Annotated in this window: 14 protein-coding genes; 2 read left to right on the forward strand and 12 right to left on the reverse strand. The window is 36.7% G+C overall.

Annotated features, from left to right (window positions below; genetic code table 11):
• Positions 1 to 45 precede the first annotated feature (45 nt).
• The 11 genes from GNT69_RS08310 to GNT69_RS08360 form a co-directional block, all read right to left on the reverse strand.
• The gene (locus GNT69_RS08310) at positions 46 to 828 is read right to left on the reverse strand and encodes a DUF92 domain-containing protein (protein ID WP_203554486.1); all 783 of its coding nucleotides are present in this window, start codon (positions 826 to 828) and stop codon (positions 46 to 48) included.
• Positions 818 to 1387: a 5-formyltetrahydrofolate cyclo-ligase gene (locus GNT69_RS08315; protein WP_203554487.1), complete on the reverse strand. Its 570-nt coding sequence runs from the start codon at positions 1385 to 1387 to the stop codon at positions 818 to 820. The genes GNT69_RS08310 and GNT69_RS08315 overlap by 11 nt, the downstream gene beginning before the upstream one ends.
• Positions 1388 to 1459: 72 nt before the next feature.
• Positions 1460 to 1609, reverse strand: coding sequence for a 50S ribosomal protein L33 (rpmG, locus tag GNT69_RS08320; protein ID WP_203554488.1), 150 nt, complete (start codon positions 1607 to 1609; stop codon positions 1460 to 1462).
• An 83-nt stretch (positions 1610 to 1692) separates the two neighbouring features.
• Positions 1693 to 2352, reverse strand: a complete 660-nt coding sequence (phoU, locus tag GNT69_RS08325) for a phosphate signaling complex protein PhoU (protein ID WP_203554489.1) — start codon at positions 2350 to 2352, stop codon at positions 1693 to 1695.
• 67 nt (positions 2353 to 2419) lie between these two features.
• Entirely contained in the window at positions 2420 to 3226 is an 807-nt protein-coding gene (gene pstB / locus GNT69_RS08330; protein ID WP_481747619.1) for a phosphate ABC transporter ATP-binding protein PstB, read from the reverse strand.
• Between the two features lie 51 nt (positions 3227 to 3277).
• Positions 3278 to 4162 carry a phosphate ABC transporter permease PstA gene (gene pstA / locus GNT69_RS08335; RefSeq protein WP_203554491.1) on the reverse strand — a complete coding sequence of 295 codons (885 nt, stop codon included), beginning with the start codon at positions 4160 to 4162 and terminating at the stop codon, positions 3278 to 3280.
• Between the two features lie 2 nt (positions 4163 to 4164).
• Positions 4165 to 5112, reverse strand: coding sequence for a phosphate ABC transporter permease subunit PstC (pstC, locus tag GNT69_RS08340; protein WP_203554492.1), 948 nt, complete (start codon positions 5110 to 5112; stop codon positions 4165 to 4167).
• Between the two features lie 126 nt (positions 5113 to 5238).
• Entirely contained in the window at positions 5239 to 6234 is a 996-nt protein-coding gene (locus GNT69_RS08345; protein WP_203554493.1) for a PstS family phosphate ABC transporter substrate-binding protein, read from the reverse strand.
• 205 nt (positions 6235 to 6439) lie between these two features.
• Positions 6440 to 8560: a peptidoglycan D,D-transpeptidase FtsI family protein gene (locus tag GNT69_RS08350; RefSeq protein WP_203554494.1), complete on the reverse strand. Its 2121-nt coding sequence runs from the start codon at positions 8558 to 8560 to the stop codon at positions 6440 to 6442.
• A 109-nt stretch (positions 8561 to 8669) separates the two neighbouring features.
• The gene (locus tag GNT69_RS08355) at positions 8670 to 9887 is read right to left on the reverse strand and encodes an MFS transporter (protein ID WP_203554495.1); all 1218 of its coding nucleotides are present in this window, start codon (positions 9885 to 9887) and stop codon (positions 8670 to 8672) included.
• A 147-nt stretch (positions 9888 to 10034) separates the two neighbouring features.
• Complete coding sequence (locus GNT69_RS08360) at positions 10035 to 10643, reverse strand: superoxide dismutase (RefSeq protein ID WP_203554496.1); 609 nt, start codon at positions 10641 to 10643, stop codon at positions 10035 to 10037.
• Positions 10644 to 11001: 358 nt separating this feature from the next.
• On the opposite strand from GNT69_RS08360, the gene GNT69_RS08365 reads away from it, so the two are divergent.
• Entirely contained in the window at positions 11002 to 11694 is a 693-nt protein-coding gene (locus tag GNT69_RS08365; protein WP_203554497.1) for a Crp/Fnr family transcriptional regulator, read from the forward strand.
• 111 nt (positions 11695 to 11805) lie between these two features.
• On the opposite strand, the gene GNT69_RS08370 is transcribed toward GNT69_RS08365, so the two are convergent.
• A complete protein-coding gene (locus tag GNT69_RS08370; RefSeq protein ID WP_203554498.1) occupies positions 11806 to 13437 on the reverse strand; it encodes a Na/Pi cotransporter family protein in 1632 nt (543 codons plus the stop codon).
• A 223-nt stretch (positions 13438 to 13660) separates the two neighbouring features.
• On the opposite strand from GNT69_RS08370, the gene GNT69_RS08375 reads away from it, so the two are divergent.
• Complete coding sequence (locus GNT69_RS08375; RefSeq protein WP_203554499.1) at positions 13661 to 14440, forward strand: DUF1189 domain-containing protein; 780 nt, start codon at positions 13661 to 13663, stop codon at positions 14438 to 14440.
• The last annotated feature ends 3 nt before the right edge of the window (positions 14441 to 14443 follow it).

Here is a 14443-nt window from a genome sequence, read left to right on the forward strand (position 1 = left end):
TAAAAATAAGTTCCCCCGAACCTTTTGTTTTCATTAAAATAATTTTCATTTATATAAAATGATTCCAAACAAGACAGCGGTTATACATGAAATGAAGTTAACGAAATCATTTCTCAGCCAATTGATTCCTTTAACTAAAACTACTTCCCTGCCACAATGGGTTGGACTTTCAATCGTATTTCCACAATGAGGGCACTTATACTCTGCCTGAAAATACGCACCGATAAGCGTATCAACGACCATTCCAAAAAAGCCAAATAACAAAATAAATAATAAAGCTACAACTTCCAACTGAAAAAGAATCATAGCCGTAACAGCAATAAGCAGCGCACCGAAAAATCCAGCTATTGTTCCAAGAAGACTTATTGCTCCAGAAGTACCTACATCCACTTTTGTAAAAGTTTTTACCGAATAAGGACGTTGTTTGCTTAAAGACCCAATTTCTGATGCCCATGTATCAGAGTTTGATGCTGCAAGTGAAATTGCAAATGCAATCGTAACAATTACCGAATCATAAAAAACAGCTAAAATACCGATTAATGCAGCTACTCCTCCGTTTGCAGCTACTTGAGCCCAATCACGAGTCGAGCCCTTTTCATGTATATCATCCAAAAATCTTTTTTTCCTTCTTTTAACCTTAGATAATATGCTTGAACTTAGAAAAAACACACCTATGAGAACGAGCCCTTCCATTCCAAATCCGATGGCAATACAAGAGCCCGTAATCATTGCAGCAGCTGCACCTGAGAGACTTAATAATCGAAATCGCCAGGCAATTACAGACGTAATGGCGATTAATAAAAAAAGAAAGAATATATTAATCTCCACTTATAAATACCCCTTCTTCAGTAATAATTTTTGAAACAGGCACATCATGAATTTCAATTGGAAGCTCTGCCACCAACTGCATGCTGAACGCTAAACTCAAAGTCTCTCCTTGAAAATGCGTTAAATAGCGATCATAGTATCCCCCTCCAAAGCCAATCCTGAAGCCCTCCTTTGTAAAAGCTAATCCAGGTACAATAAGGAGATCTAGATCGCTTCCGTCAATTTCAACCGTTTCTGATACTTTCGGTTCATATAATTGTGAATACACAATTTCAAGCTGTGAAAATGTTGTAATTAACCGAAATTCCATTGCTCGTGAACTTGGAATACATTTTGGGACGGCAACTCTTTTTCCCTGATCCCATGCCATCTGAATAATTTTATACGTATCGACTTCAGGTTTTCGTGAAATGGTTATCCCAATTGTTTTCGCATTTTGCCAACTTTTATCTTTGAATAGCTGCCTCGTTATTTCGTTCGAAAGATCTTCATAAAGAGAGGAAGTTAAGGAATCCAGCCTATTCTTCATGGTCTTTCGAAACTGATTCTTCCGTTCCATAAGTTAAATTCTCCTCCCCTTTACTATTTTTTTAGTATAAAAAAAAGCAGCCGGGATAGTTCCCGATACTGCTTATTTTGTTTCGCGATGCACTGTTGCACGCTTTTCTCTAGAGCAATATTTTTTTAGCTCTAAACGATCTGGATTATTACGCTTATTTTTTTTAGAAATATAGTTACGGTCTCCGCACTCTGTGCACGCTAACGTAATATTTACACGCATGTAATTTCCCTCCAAACATAACCTGTTTCGTTCATACGACTTTTCTATAATAGCACTTTTCATGTGGAAATGCTAGTAGGTTTTTAATTATTTAAATCATACCGTTTGCCCTTTACAAGGTAAAACACATGTTCAGCAATATTTGTTGTATGATCAGCAGCACGTTCAAGATAACGGCAAACAAATGATAACTGAGTGATTTGGGCTATAAAATCAGGTTTTGTTTGATTTAATTGAAGTAAATCTCTAATCGTCTGTCCGTATAATGCATCGACTTGGTCATCTAATTCAGCCACTCTCTTAGCCTTTGTTAAATCCTCTTCTCCGTAGGCTTCAATTGATAAAGACAGCATTTCTAACGTAAGCTTATGCATTTCCTTAATATGTTCAATTGGCTTAACGAGCGGTTGATTTCCAATGCGAATCGCTGATTTGGCAATATTAACTGCATAATCTGCTATTCGTTCCACATCATTAGCAATTTTAATTCCTACAATAATTCGCCGTAAATCGATTGCAACCGGCGACTGTTTTGCAATTAGCATAATCGCAAAATCATCAATTTCTTCTTCCAACATATTTGCCTTTTTATCATCTTCAATAATTTCTAAAGCTAAGTCAACATCTAGAGCCTCTAGAGCTACTAACGCTTTCGTCAGCGCCTCTGCAGAAAGGCCTCCTAACTCAATCAATTTATTTTGAAGTTCTGATAGTTCCTCTTCAAATCTTTCTCTTACAACCATCGATACTTTCTCCTTCCACTTTATAATACCGGATCTCCATTATTTCTTAGGTAACTTTATTTGCCTATTATCCGAATCGCCCCGTAATGTAATCTTCGGTACGCTTATCTGAAGGATTTGAAAAGATTTTGTTTGTTTGATTAAACTCAACAACTTCACCACTGAGAAAGAAGGCCGTTTTGTCTGAAATTCTCGCAGCTTGCTGCATATTATGTGTGACAATAATAATACTAAAGTCTTTTTTCAATTCTTGAACAAGCTCTTCGACTTTTAATGTAGAAATGGGATCTAGTGCAGATGTTGGTTCATCCATTAAAATAACATCAGGTTCAATTGCTAATGCACGAGCAATACATAGACGTTGTTGTTGTCCGCCTGAAAGTCCGTACGCATTTTCATTTAAACGATCCTTCACTTCGTCCCAGATAGCAGCTCCCCTTAAACTTTTCTCAACAATCTCATTTAGGAGCTTTTTATCCCTGATTCCATGAATTTTAGGACCATAAGCAACATTTTCAAAAATAGTCTTAGGAAATGGGTTTGGCTTTTGGAAAACCATCCCTACCTTTGTTCTTAAATCTTCTACTTTATAGTTGCTATCAAGAATATTTTTTTCGCGATACAAAATTTCCCCAGAAATCTTTACGACTGGAATTAATTCAACCATCCTGTTCAACGTTTTAATATAAGTTGATTTCCCACATCCAGACGGTCCGATAATAGCCGTTACTTCATTCTCATAGACAGAAAGATTAATATTTTTTAACGCATGATCATTCCCGTACCATAGATTTAAATCCTTTGTATCATAGACAATTCTATTTGTTGCCACTGATTCAGTAGCCTCCTCAATTGAAGTAGAAACATGAACCATCGTATTTTTATTTTCAGTTGTTAATACTGCCATTCTTTATACCCCCCGATCCTAGAACCTCTTTTGGAATTTGTTGCGAATATAAATCGCAATTGAATTCATTAAGAACAAAACAATTAATAAAATCACAATTGTTGCAGCCGCTAAATTCGTATACTCTGCTACTAAGGCAGAATCTAGCGTCCAATAATATATCTGTACAGGGAGAATCGTAAACTTATCGAAAATCCCTTCAGGAAATGGAATTAATAATGCGGGTATTCCAATGACGATAAGCGGAGCTGTTTCACCAATCGCCCGGGAAAGTGCTAAAATTGTCCCCGTTAATATCCCAGGTAAAGCAGCTGGTAATACAACATTTTTAATGGTTTGCCATTTTGTTGCACCCATGCCATAGGAAGCTTCACGTAAAAATTGTGGAACTGCACGAACCGCCTCTTGGGCAGCAACAACAACCACCGGTAAAACTAGCAGGGCCATAGTCAATCCCCCTGCTAATACAACGTTACCTAACTCAATCCCTCTTACAAAGATCGTTAACCCTAAAAGACCAAATACAACGGACGGGACCCCTGCTAAGTTTGCAATATTCGTTTGAATCATTGATTGGATACGACCTTTTTTGGCATACTCTTCTAAATAAATCGCTGTACCAATCCCTAAAATCATTGTTACCGGAGCTACGACAACCATTAACCAGAACGTTCCTAAGATCGCCCCCATAATCCCAGCCTTTTCTGGGTCGGTAGATAATCGGTTTGTAAGAAAATTAAAATCAATCCAACCAGCACCATCACGAATAACACGATAAATAAGCACAACTAAAACAAATAGACCGAAAAGTGTTGCTAGTAAAAATAAAAATTTCGCTAAATTATTCTGAATTAACCTAGATCCCATTTTCTTCTGAACTAAATTGTTATCAATATGCTTCATAATTAATATTCCTCCCTAAATTTGCGAGAAATATATTGAGCAACCATATTCATAATGAATGTGAACACAAACAAAGTAAATGCGACGGCATAAAGGCTATGGAATAAAGTTGTTCCTGCTGCCGCTTCCCCTCCAGAAACTTCTACAATATAAGCAGTCATTGTTTGCATCGATTGGGTAACATCAAATGTGAAATTTTTCGAGCTTCCGCTTGCAATTGTTACAATCATCGTTTCACCGATTGCACGCGAAATGCCTAGAACAAATGAAGCAATGATGCCAGAAATGGCAGCAGGAATGACGACTTTAATTGTAACTTCAAGTTTAGTTGACCCTAAAGCTAATGCTCCTTCACGCATTGCATTTGGCACTGAATTCATCGCATCCTCAGATAGTGAAGCAACCATTGGTATAATCATGATTCCCATTACAATCCCAGGACTAAGAATGTTCGTCGGTTCCAAACCTGGAATAAATGACCTTAACAATGGGGTCATAAAAGTAAAGGCAAAGAAACCATACACAATCGTCGGAATACCAGCAAGTATTTCTAGAATCGGCTTCAATACTCTTCGTGCTTTTTCAGACGCATACTCACTCAAATAAATCGCCGTCATTAATCCGATTGGAATTGCCACAAACATAGCAATGATGGTTGAAATAACGGTTCCGGTTAATAATGGTAATATTCCAAATACAGCATTTTGTCCTAACGGTTTTAACTCCGTACCAGTAAAAAAGCTAAGAAATGGAACGTCTTGAAAAAAGAGGACCGTTTCTGTAATAAGTGTCAAGATAATTCCAATCGTCGTTAAAATGGAAACAGAGGCGATTACTAACAGAATCGATGGAATTAGTTTTTCAAAAACATTCCTAATGCTTTTTGTCTTTTTCTTTTCATCTATTAAATCACGGACATTCAATTTACTTTGACCCGTCGTAGTATTCAAGCTCGTTAACTCCTTTCACCCTTATTAATAAACAAAGGTGGGCATTTACAATCTAAAAAGGCAATAGATGAGAAGATTTTCTTCTCATCTATTTTAAGATAGACTAAGATTCCTAATAATTAATAATTATTTAAATGAATTTAATGTATCAATTGAAGCTTTAATTTGATCTTCAGCAAGTGGTGCAAAACCTGTTTCAGAAGCAACTGTTGCCGCATTTTCCATTGTATAAATCGCATAATCTAATACTTGTGGTTTTGTTTTCGCATTGTCTACATTCAAATAAGTGAACACAGGACGAGTGAATGGTGCATAGTCACCATCTTCGGCAATTGTATCTAATGAAGGCTCAATTGGACCGTTTCCAAAGTCAACTTTTACAGCTGTTAACTTATCTGTATTGCTTGCGTAATATCCATAACCAAAGAATGCAATTCCATTTTTATCTTTTGACACTAGGTCAACTAGAACTGAGTAGTCTTGTTGAAGGTTAACACTATCAACTAAATCTTGTTTATCAAGAATATTTTCGAAGAAAAATTCATACGTTCCGTGGTTTTCATTTGGACCATAAGTTTTAATTTCTTCATCTGGGAATTCTGGACGAACATCAGACCATTTTTCTTTTCCAGCAGTTCCTAAGAAAATGTCAATGAGTTCTTGTTCAGTTAATTCTGTAGCCCAGTCATTTTCTTTATTAATAACGAATGTCAAACCATCTAACGCAACTTTTAATTCTTGTACTTCAAGCCCTAAATCTTCAGCAGTAGCTAATTCTTCATCTTTAATTTCACGAGAAGCGTTGTTGTAATCTGTCCCATTTTCAACTAAAAACTTTTGGAACCCTGCAGATGTACCAGCGCGGCTTACTTCAACAGAAACACCGTCTTGTTGATCCATATAATTTTCTGCCATTTTAGCCATGAACGGATACACTGTACCAGAACCATCTATTACTACGCTTCCTTCTAATTCGGACGTTTCTTCCGTCGTTCCTTCATCTGCGCCACCTTCATTAGTTCCATCTTCTTCGGTAGCTGATTGTCCGCCCCCACATGCCGCGGCAAATAAGGCAACTGCTAATAACAGTGCTAGTATGCTGAATTTTTTCAAGCTTTTCATTTTGTAATTCCCCCTAAGAATTTTCTTTGTTTTGTCCTACAAGTAAAAGAATACACCCCTTTTTTTAAGGTGGAATGAACAGATTGTAAAGCTTGTGTAAATTAACGTGAAATATGTGTAAATTTGTCGAAGCAAGGTAACACTAATAAAAAAAACTGCCTCAATTTGAGACAGTTCAATCATTGATCTTCGTCAACATCCTTATTTAGTTGCTTTCTGCTTCTATCTCTGTTTGTGTCGATTCTTCTGGTTGTGTTTGTCTTGTCTTTTTCAACTCAAAATACGTATCCAGTACCCGGCGGCCAATCGCATTATTGGCTGTATGACCACTTCGCCCTTCATATGCCCATGGAACCATGACGGATATTGCTACTTCAGGATTATTATAAGGAGCATAACCAACAAGACTTAAGTTCATTACTTCAGGTGCGCTATTAAACTTACTTCGTTCAGGTCCATCATAATAAGCTTGTGCTGTACCCGTTTTCCCAGCTGGTCTGTATGATGCACTCGCAAACATGCGATAAGCGGTCCCACCTGGATCTTGCATTACCCGGCGGAATCCTTCCTGAACACCAGCCACCCATTCTGGTTGGGCATCAATTTTGTTAAGGACGGCAGGTTCAAATTGCTTAATTATACCGCCAACATCCGTATTGTCCATAACTGGTTCACGGATTTCCTTTACCATCCGCGGCTGAATTCGATTCCCACCATTCGCGATGGTCGAAACATATTGAGCTAACTGCATTGTTGTATACGTATCATACTGCCCAATTGAAAAGTCTAGCAATAAACCCGGTCGCTGGTCCATTCCTTTAAAACCGGCCATTTCGTTTGAAAGGTCAATTCCTGTTCGCACTCCCAGACCATACTGAGCAAATGAATTTCTAAATGTATCAAAAGCTCCAGTGTTAAGAGAAAGCGGCTGGTTGTAACGGTAGACACCGCCTCCTACATTTATAGCCGTTCTATACATATAAACGTTTGAAGATACTTTTAAAGCATTTCTATAGTCCAACGTACCAAGTCCAGCTCTCCATGAGCTTTTAGGTGGTGTTCCTTTAATCACAATCGGGGTATCATGAAACGTAGTATTGGGGGTAATTGCTCCCGTACTTAAACCTGTTAAAACGGTTGCCCCTTTTACAGAAGATCCTACCGTATATGACGTTGTAATATTCCCAAGTGCAAAATCCTGCATGACATTTCTGCCAGTTTGTTCGTCTCTAACAATTTGCTTTCCAGCCATTGTTAATACTTCCCCTGTATGAGGGTCCATTAAAACAACAAAAGCACGATCAAGCAGGCGAGTTCCCGACTGTTGTTTTGCTTTTAATAATTCCTCTTCTATAATCTTCTCAACCGCCATTTGCAAATCCATATCAATCGCAAGGACTAGGTCTTTTCCTCTTTCACCATCGCTAATAACTACCGTATCCAAAACATTCCCAGCTTTGTCGGTAATATTTTTTACTCTAGCTTTCTGACCATGTAGTACATCTTCATATTGAAGCTCTAAATAACTTTTTCCAACACGATCATTGCGACTATAACCTCTTGAAAGGAAATAATCTAACCTTTCACGTGGAAGTCCTTCATCTGATTCAGTAACTTTCCCTAAAACAGTCTTTAATGTAGAACCTAATGGATAATCACGTTCCCAATCCGTCGTTGTATCCACACCAGGCAGCTGTTCTAAATTTTCACTAACAGCGGCATACTCTTTAGGAGAGACTTCTTTTTTAACGATTTGAGGTGTAAGCGCATAGCCGCTATTCATTTCCCGATAAATAGCGAGAATTTCTAAATCTTGCTCCGTTAATTGATTCAAATCTGTTTCTGATATTCGTTCCAACTGAAGATTATATAGTTCACGATCACTCAACTCTTTCTCGTAATACAAATCCCATTCTTCTTCAGTAATTTTTTCCTCCGCGCGTTCTGGATTCAGGATCATCCAGTAATCCTTTTTATCCCGTTCCCTTACATCATCGGTGTTCTTATCAATTAATTTCGCTAGTTTTTCGGCTACTTTGAGCATTTGTTGCGTACTAGTTCCTTGACTTCTCGTATAAGTAATCGCAGCACTAGCTGTATTATCAACAATTGTTTTCATGTTCCTATCGTACATTTTACCTCTTGGGACAGGACTATTGACAGTAACATCTTCTGTTCGCTCAATTTCCCGTTTGTAATCCTCCCCATACACAATCTGAACGACGCCAAGTCTTAAAACAAGCATCGAGAATAAAATAAACACTGAAAAAAACAGTAAATTCAATCGAAATGATACTTGTTTCTTTTTCTTTTTCTTTTTCCCCAAGTTCCCCCCGCCTTCCTACTTAAGGGTTAGATAAATTTACATACCCTCTTATTTTATAGGAAAGGCAGGGATATTTCTATTGGTAAATATCAAGAGTTTAAATAAGCATTTATGCATAAGAAAATTTAATTTTCCGTATAAAGAAGTAAATGAGTGTATGACCACTCCCAATTAAAAGAAGCAAAAACGGCATACTTTTTTCTTGGTTAAACATGGTAATCGCAACTAAAAATAACAAAATTGATACGATCCTACCAACATTCAGAAAGATTTCTTTCACCACTATGTACTCAATCCGCATTTCTGCTGCCCTCCAACCTCTACCAATGACATCATAGGTTAATGATGTATATGGAACAAGCAATAGGGGGTAGGCAACAGCAATAATAGCAGCATACAACAATAATTTTGTGTAAGTTAATTCAAATATAATTAAAAAGATTGAAAGGTATAGAACAATGCCCCCAATTAGAATCGCTTTTTTTCGCCACTCTTTTTTAAGCATCCGTGACACAAAGAAATACGCTAGAAAAGAAATTCCTGAATTAATTAAACCAAATGTCCCCAAGGCCATTTCACTATTAGTCGTAATGAAAACAAATACAGAAACAATAAACGCAAACGTACCTTCCCTAAACCCTTGTAAAACATGTGCATTTGTAACCATTTTCCAATTATAACTGTGTTTTCTTTCAGTCCAGATTCGCATCGGCCAAAACTTCCCTTCAGCTGGTCGACGCTTTAAAAAGAAACTTAAAAACACCGCAACTGAAAATAGCAATAATGATAAGCCAAATATAATTGAATAACCTGTAAACTTTTCTAGTTTTGAAATGATTAATCCTGCTGCAAACGGTCCAATCATCCCTCCAACTGAAGAGAGAATCCCTAAAAATCCATTGAAAAAATCCCGTGTGTCTGGTTCAGTAATTTCAAAGGTAAGCACATTAAATGCTAACCAATAAAACCCATAGCCAATCCCTAATAAACCACCAAGAAGAAGTAAAAATTCGGAAGCTCTCGTTCCCACAAACAGAACGGCTAAATAAAATGCGGCTAAAAATATAACGCCAATCCTTAAAACAATGACCCGGTCAACTTTTTTTGCCCATCTGCCTGCCAAAATAAAAGTAAACAATTGCATAATGACAGTGGCTAGATTATAAAGTCCGAGATCTGTAAATTCTCCAGATTGTTTCCATAAATAAATGTTTACAAATGTGTTTGACAAAGCCACACTCAAGGAGTAAAGGCCTCCAATCACTAATAATAGTGTTAAATCTTTTGTCAGTTCCACATCTCCAATCAGTTTTTGTAATCTCATCATTAGAAACTCCCCTTTTCTTCTCGGTAGTTTCTAACAATCCCCACTTACTTATTCATCTATAGTCAAAGCAGATTAGAGATTTTATTTTCTAAAAAAACGCAAAAGGCAGGCACTTTAGAAGTGCCTGCCTTTTGCATTCTTACTAGTTTATTTTGAAGCGTTATAACGGTTATTTACTTCATCCCAATTTACTACATTCCAGAAAGCTCCGATATAATCAGGTCTTCTGTTTTGATATTTCAAATAATAAGCATGTTCCCATACGTCAAGACCGAGAATTGGTGTTTTCCCTTCCATTAATGGTGAGTCTTGATTAGGAGTGCTTGTTACTTCTAATTCGCCATTATTTACTGCCAGCCAAGCCCAGCCAGAACCGAAACGTGTTGTAGCTGCCTTTGCAAATTCCTCTTTTAAAGCCTCGAAGCTGCCAAACTTTTTATTGATCGCATCAGCTAATTCCCCAGTTGGTTCACCGCCACCGTTAGGAGAAAGGATTTGCCAAAATAATGAATGATTAGCATGTCCACCTCCATTGTTGCGGACAGCTGTACGAGCTGCTTCTGGAACAGCATCAAGGTTAGAAATAACTTCTTCAACTGACTTAGACAGAAGTTCTTCATTGCCAGCTAATGCATTATTTAAATTTGTTACATACGTATTATGGTGCTTTGTGTGGTGAATGTTCATTGTTTCTTTGTCGACATGTGGTTCAAGTGCATCGTATGCATAAGGTAATTGTGGTAATTCAAAAGCCATGGTTAACATCCTCCTATGTATCTTTAATGAAACTTTTTAAACGATTCCAATATCTTAAAATTTAAGAAATTGGAACGATTCTAAAGCCTCTAGAAATAGATTACCATTCAACAGCAACCAATTTCAAATAATACGCTTTAGCAAACGAATTTAGTTTTCCCTTTTTTAAAAAAACTATTCGGAGAATGATGATTGGAAGATTTTTCGGAAATTCGTCAAAATTATTAAAACCCTTTCCTGACAGTGATTTATGTCGCATCTTGACGGTTGAGGCTTCCATATTATCCCAATATCCTATTGACATAGTAACAATAATTCTATTAAATCAAGGTGTAGAGGGTTAAAAGGAGTGATCTTCATGGATAAAAATATATCATTATACAGTCTGATTCTCCAGAATTTTATTGATAAAGAACCAATCCAAAAAATAAAAGCCGGTACCATTCTTTTTCAAGAAGATGAACAGGTCGAAAATGTTTTTGTTGTACTCAGTGGAACAATCTCAGTTGGACGAGTGCATATGAAGGGAAAAGAATTCATCATGAAACTTCTTAATGGAGATGAAATGATTATTGATTACGAACTGTTTAATCACAAACCAAAATATCATTTTACTGCAAAATCGTTAACAGATAGTGAAGTGATTATGATTAAAAGAGAGATATTCGAGGAATTTGTCCTTAATGATAAAACAGCGATGAATTCTTTAATCTATTGGCTTAGCACACGGTATTTAAAAGCGCAAATGAAATGCCAGGATTTAATTATGAATGGAAAAAAAGGGGGTCTTTATTCCATACTCATCAGGCTTTGTCATACGTACGGAATAAAAACAGAAGAAGGAATCTTAATTGACCTCCCCTTAACTCATCAAGAACTCGCTAATCTAACTTATGGAACGAGAGAAGTCATCCAAAGAATGTTAAAGGAACTTCGGGAACAAGAAATCATCACTTATGACCAACTTAAATTTACTGTAAAAAATTTACCATATTTAAAACGAGAAGTAGATTGTCAAAACTGTGCAGTTGAAATATGCGGCCTTAATTAAAAACATTAAAAAAATCATGCCCAATTCCGGCATGATTTTTTAGTTAAAATCTAATTTTTTATACTTAGGATAAATAAGAATAACAAGGCAACACCTTGCTATTCTTATTTATTAATGATCTTCGCCTAAAACGTAGTCGGCAATATTAACAGCATGATCGCCAATTCGTTCCAGATTGCTGACGATATCTACAAAAACAATCCCAGCTTGACCAGTACAGTTCCCTTCATTAATTCGCATGATGTGCTTTTTACGTAAAGTTCTTTCCATACCGTCGATTTCCTCTTCTTTTTTAACAACTTTCTCAGCGATCGTACGATCATTTTGATCTAATGCTTGCAATGCGTTGTTAACAGTTGAAATCGTTAGCGAAAACATTTTATCTAAATCATCCATTGCTGTACCTGTCATTTTTACTTTATTCGCTTGCTGGTACTCAACAAGTTCAATTATATTTTCAAAGTGGTCCCCGATACGTTCAATGTCACGGACAGTGTCCAACAAATTCCCGTGTTCTTCTGATTCCACCTTAGAAAGAGAGCTTGCAGAAAGCAGTACAAGATAATCGGTAATCTTTCGATCAAGATTATTAATTGCGTCTTCTACTTGTAGTGCTGCTGCCGAATGCTTATTATTTTTCGTTTTCAAAAACTGATCCGTTTCTTTAAGACCTTGTACAGCAAACTTACCCATACGCAACACTTCTTCTTTTGCCTGTCCAAGTGCAATCGAAGGAGATTGTTCAATAAAGATAGGGTCAAGATGTCTAGCCTTGTATTCAATGATTGAATCTTGTCCAGGAATTAATTTAGTTACAATTAAAGCTAACGCAGCAATAAAAGGAAACTGAATGATTGTATTTGTTGTATTAAATATTCCATGCGCAAACGCAATCGTCATCTCTGGATTCAAGGTTAATGCTTCCTGAAGCATTGCGATGATACTTGTAAATGGTTTTAATAAAATGACAAAAATCACCGTTCCGACTAGATTAAAAATCACATGGGTCGCGGCTGCACGGCGAGCAGCTACTGAAGAACCAATGGATGCAAGGATTGCGGTTATTGTTGTTCCAATATTATCTCCAAATAAGATTGGCAATGCACTTTGCAAATCCACAAGCCCCTCTGCAAACAATCCTTGAAGAATCCCAATCGTTGCACTTGAACTTTGTACGAGAACTGTAAACACCGTGCCAACGATCACACCGAGAATCGGATTTGTGCTCATTTGTACGGTTAATTCATGAAACGCCTCAACATGGCGCAAGGGCTTCATTCCGTCGCCCATCAACCCTAATCCATAAAATAAAGCGCCAAACCCGAAGAATATTTGACCAAAATTATGGAGTTTTTTATTTTTAAAGAAAAATAGAAGGAGCGTTCCAAAAGCAAGAATCGGTAGAGCATATTCACCAATATTAATCCCAATGATAAATGCTGTGACAGTTGTACCAATATTGGCACCCATAATGACACCAATAGCTTGGCGCAGCGTCATAAATCCTGCACTTACTAAACCTATTGTGAGAACTGTTGTCCCTGTACTTGTTTGCAGCAATACTGTAACAAATAACCCGGCCAAAACTCCCATTAAAGGATTTGTTGTAAAACGATCTAGAATATCCCGTAGCCTGTCACCTGCAGTCTTTTGCAAACCGTCTCCCAAATATTTTATCCCAAATAGAAAAATACCAAGGCCGCCAAAAAATTCAAACAGCATTGCTTGTACATTCAATTCCATTGTTTCAACCCCTACATTTTTTTCGACTGTATTCAACAAACCTCTACAATTATGTAAAATTGTTTTGTATTTGTAAATAATTTTGACGATAAATTTACAATACATTAATATTCATGGCAAATATTACAGAAATATTACAAAGAGATTTGGATAACTTGTGATTGATAGCATATCAAGATACAATTATACGCGTTATTTAGATTATTAAAAGAGGTGGTTTCGCATGAATATTTTCAAACAATTTTACAAGAGCTTATATTCGCCAAAAGATATTGCTTCCTTTCGATCACAAGGGATTGGAAAAACGATATTATATGTTTTTTTCTTAACTTTCCTTTCAATCCTTCCAGCTATTTATTATTCAAATACAGCAATTACTGGGGCAGTCGGTGTCTTTAAAGAAACAATAAAGAAAGATCTCCCGAATTTCACCATTGAAAATGGCGAACTCCATTCCCCTGAAACGAAGCCGATTACCGTTAACAAAGGAAATTTCTCAATTATTTTTGATTCAACAGGCTCAATGGATAGCGATAATGTTTTAAATACTGATAATACTCTTGCACTTTTAAGACATGAAATTGTGTTAAGTGCAGGAGGAGAAAAACATTCGTTTCCATATTCAATGATTGCAATAAACTCGATTACAAAAGAGGATATTGAAATCGTTATTGAAAGTTCCAACACAATCATTACAATCTTTTTAACAGTCTTTTCTATTGCCTATTATCTTTTTAGCAGTGCAATCCAATTTATCCAAATTACCATATTGGCGTTGCTTGGTCTATTGCTTAAGAATATCACTAAAAAACAACTAAACTATCGAGAACTCTGGCGGATGACCGCCTATAGCGTAACAATTCCAACGATTTTTTTCACAATTATGGCCGTGTTTCAAACACAAGTTCCTTTTAGTTCTCTAATCAATTGGTTTGTGTGTCTCACAGTGCTGCTTCTGGCCATTCAAGAAGTTCCTAGTTCTGAACAACCTATATCCGATTAATGA

This window comes from Bacillus sp. B15-48 (assembly GCF_016879755.1).
GTDB lineage: Bacteria > Bacillota > Bacilli > Bacillales > Cytobacillaceae > Mesobacillus_B.

Excerpts from the sequence above, each read along its gene's own strand:
- GNT69_RS08375 (WP_203554499.1), top strand. The coding sequence starts at position 13,661 with ATGAATATTTTCAAACAATTTTACAAGAGCTTATATTCGCCAAAAGAT.
- GNT69_RS08360 (WP_203554496.1), bottom strand. The coding sequence starts at position 10,643 with ATGGCTTTTGAATTACCACAATTACCTTATGCATACGATGCACTTGAA.
- rpmG (WP_203554488.1), bottom strand. The coding sequence starts at position 1,609 with ATGCGTGTAAATATTACGTTAGCGTGCACAGAGTGCGGAGACCGTAAC.
- GNT69_RS08355 (WP_203554495.1), bottom strand. The coding sequence starts at position 9,887 with ATGATGAGATTACAAAAACTGATTGGAGATGTGGAACTGACAAAAGAT.
- pstA (WP_203554491.1), bottom strand. The coding sequence starts at position 4,162 with ATGAAGCATATTGATAACAATTTAGTTCAGAAGAAAATGGGATCTAGG.
- GNT69_RS08315 (WP_203554487.1), bottom strand. The coding sequence starts at position 1,387 with ATGGAACGGAAGAATCAGTTTCGAAAGACCATGAAGAATAGGCTGGAT.
- GNT69_RS08370 (WP_203554498.1), bottom strand. The coding sequence starts at position 13,437 with ATGGAATTGAATGTACAAGCAATGCTGTTTGAATTTTTTGGCGGCCTT.
- phoU (WP_203554489.1), bottom strand. The coding sequence starts at position 2,352 with ATGGTTGTAAGAGAAAGATTTGAAGAGGAACTATCAGAACTTCAAAAT.
- GNT69_RS08365 (WP_203554497.1), top strand. The coding sequence starts at position 11,002 with ATGGATAAAAATATATCATTATACAGTCTGATTCTCCAGAATTTTATT.
- pstB (WP_481747619.1), bottom strand. The coding sequence starts at position 3,226 with ATGGTTCATGTTTCTACTTCAATTGAGGAGGCTACTGAATCAGTGGCA.
- GNT69_RS08345 (WP_203554493.1), bottom strand. The coding sequence starts at position 6,234 with ATGAAAAGCTTGAAAAAATTCAGCATACTAGCACTGTTATTAGCAGTT.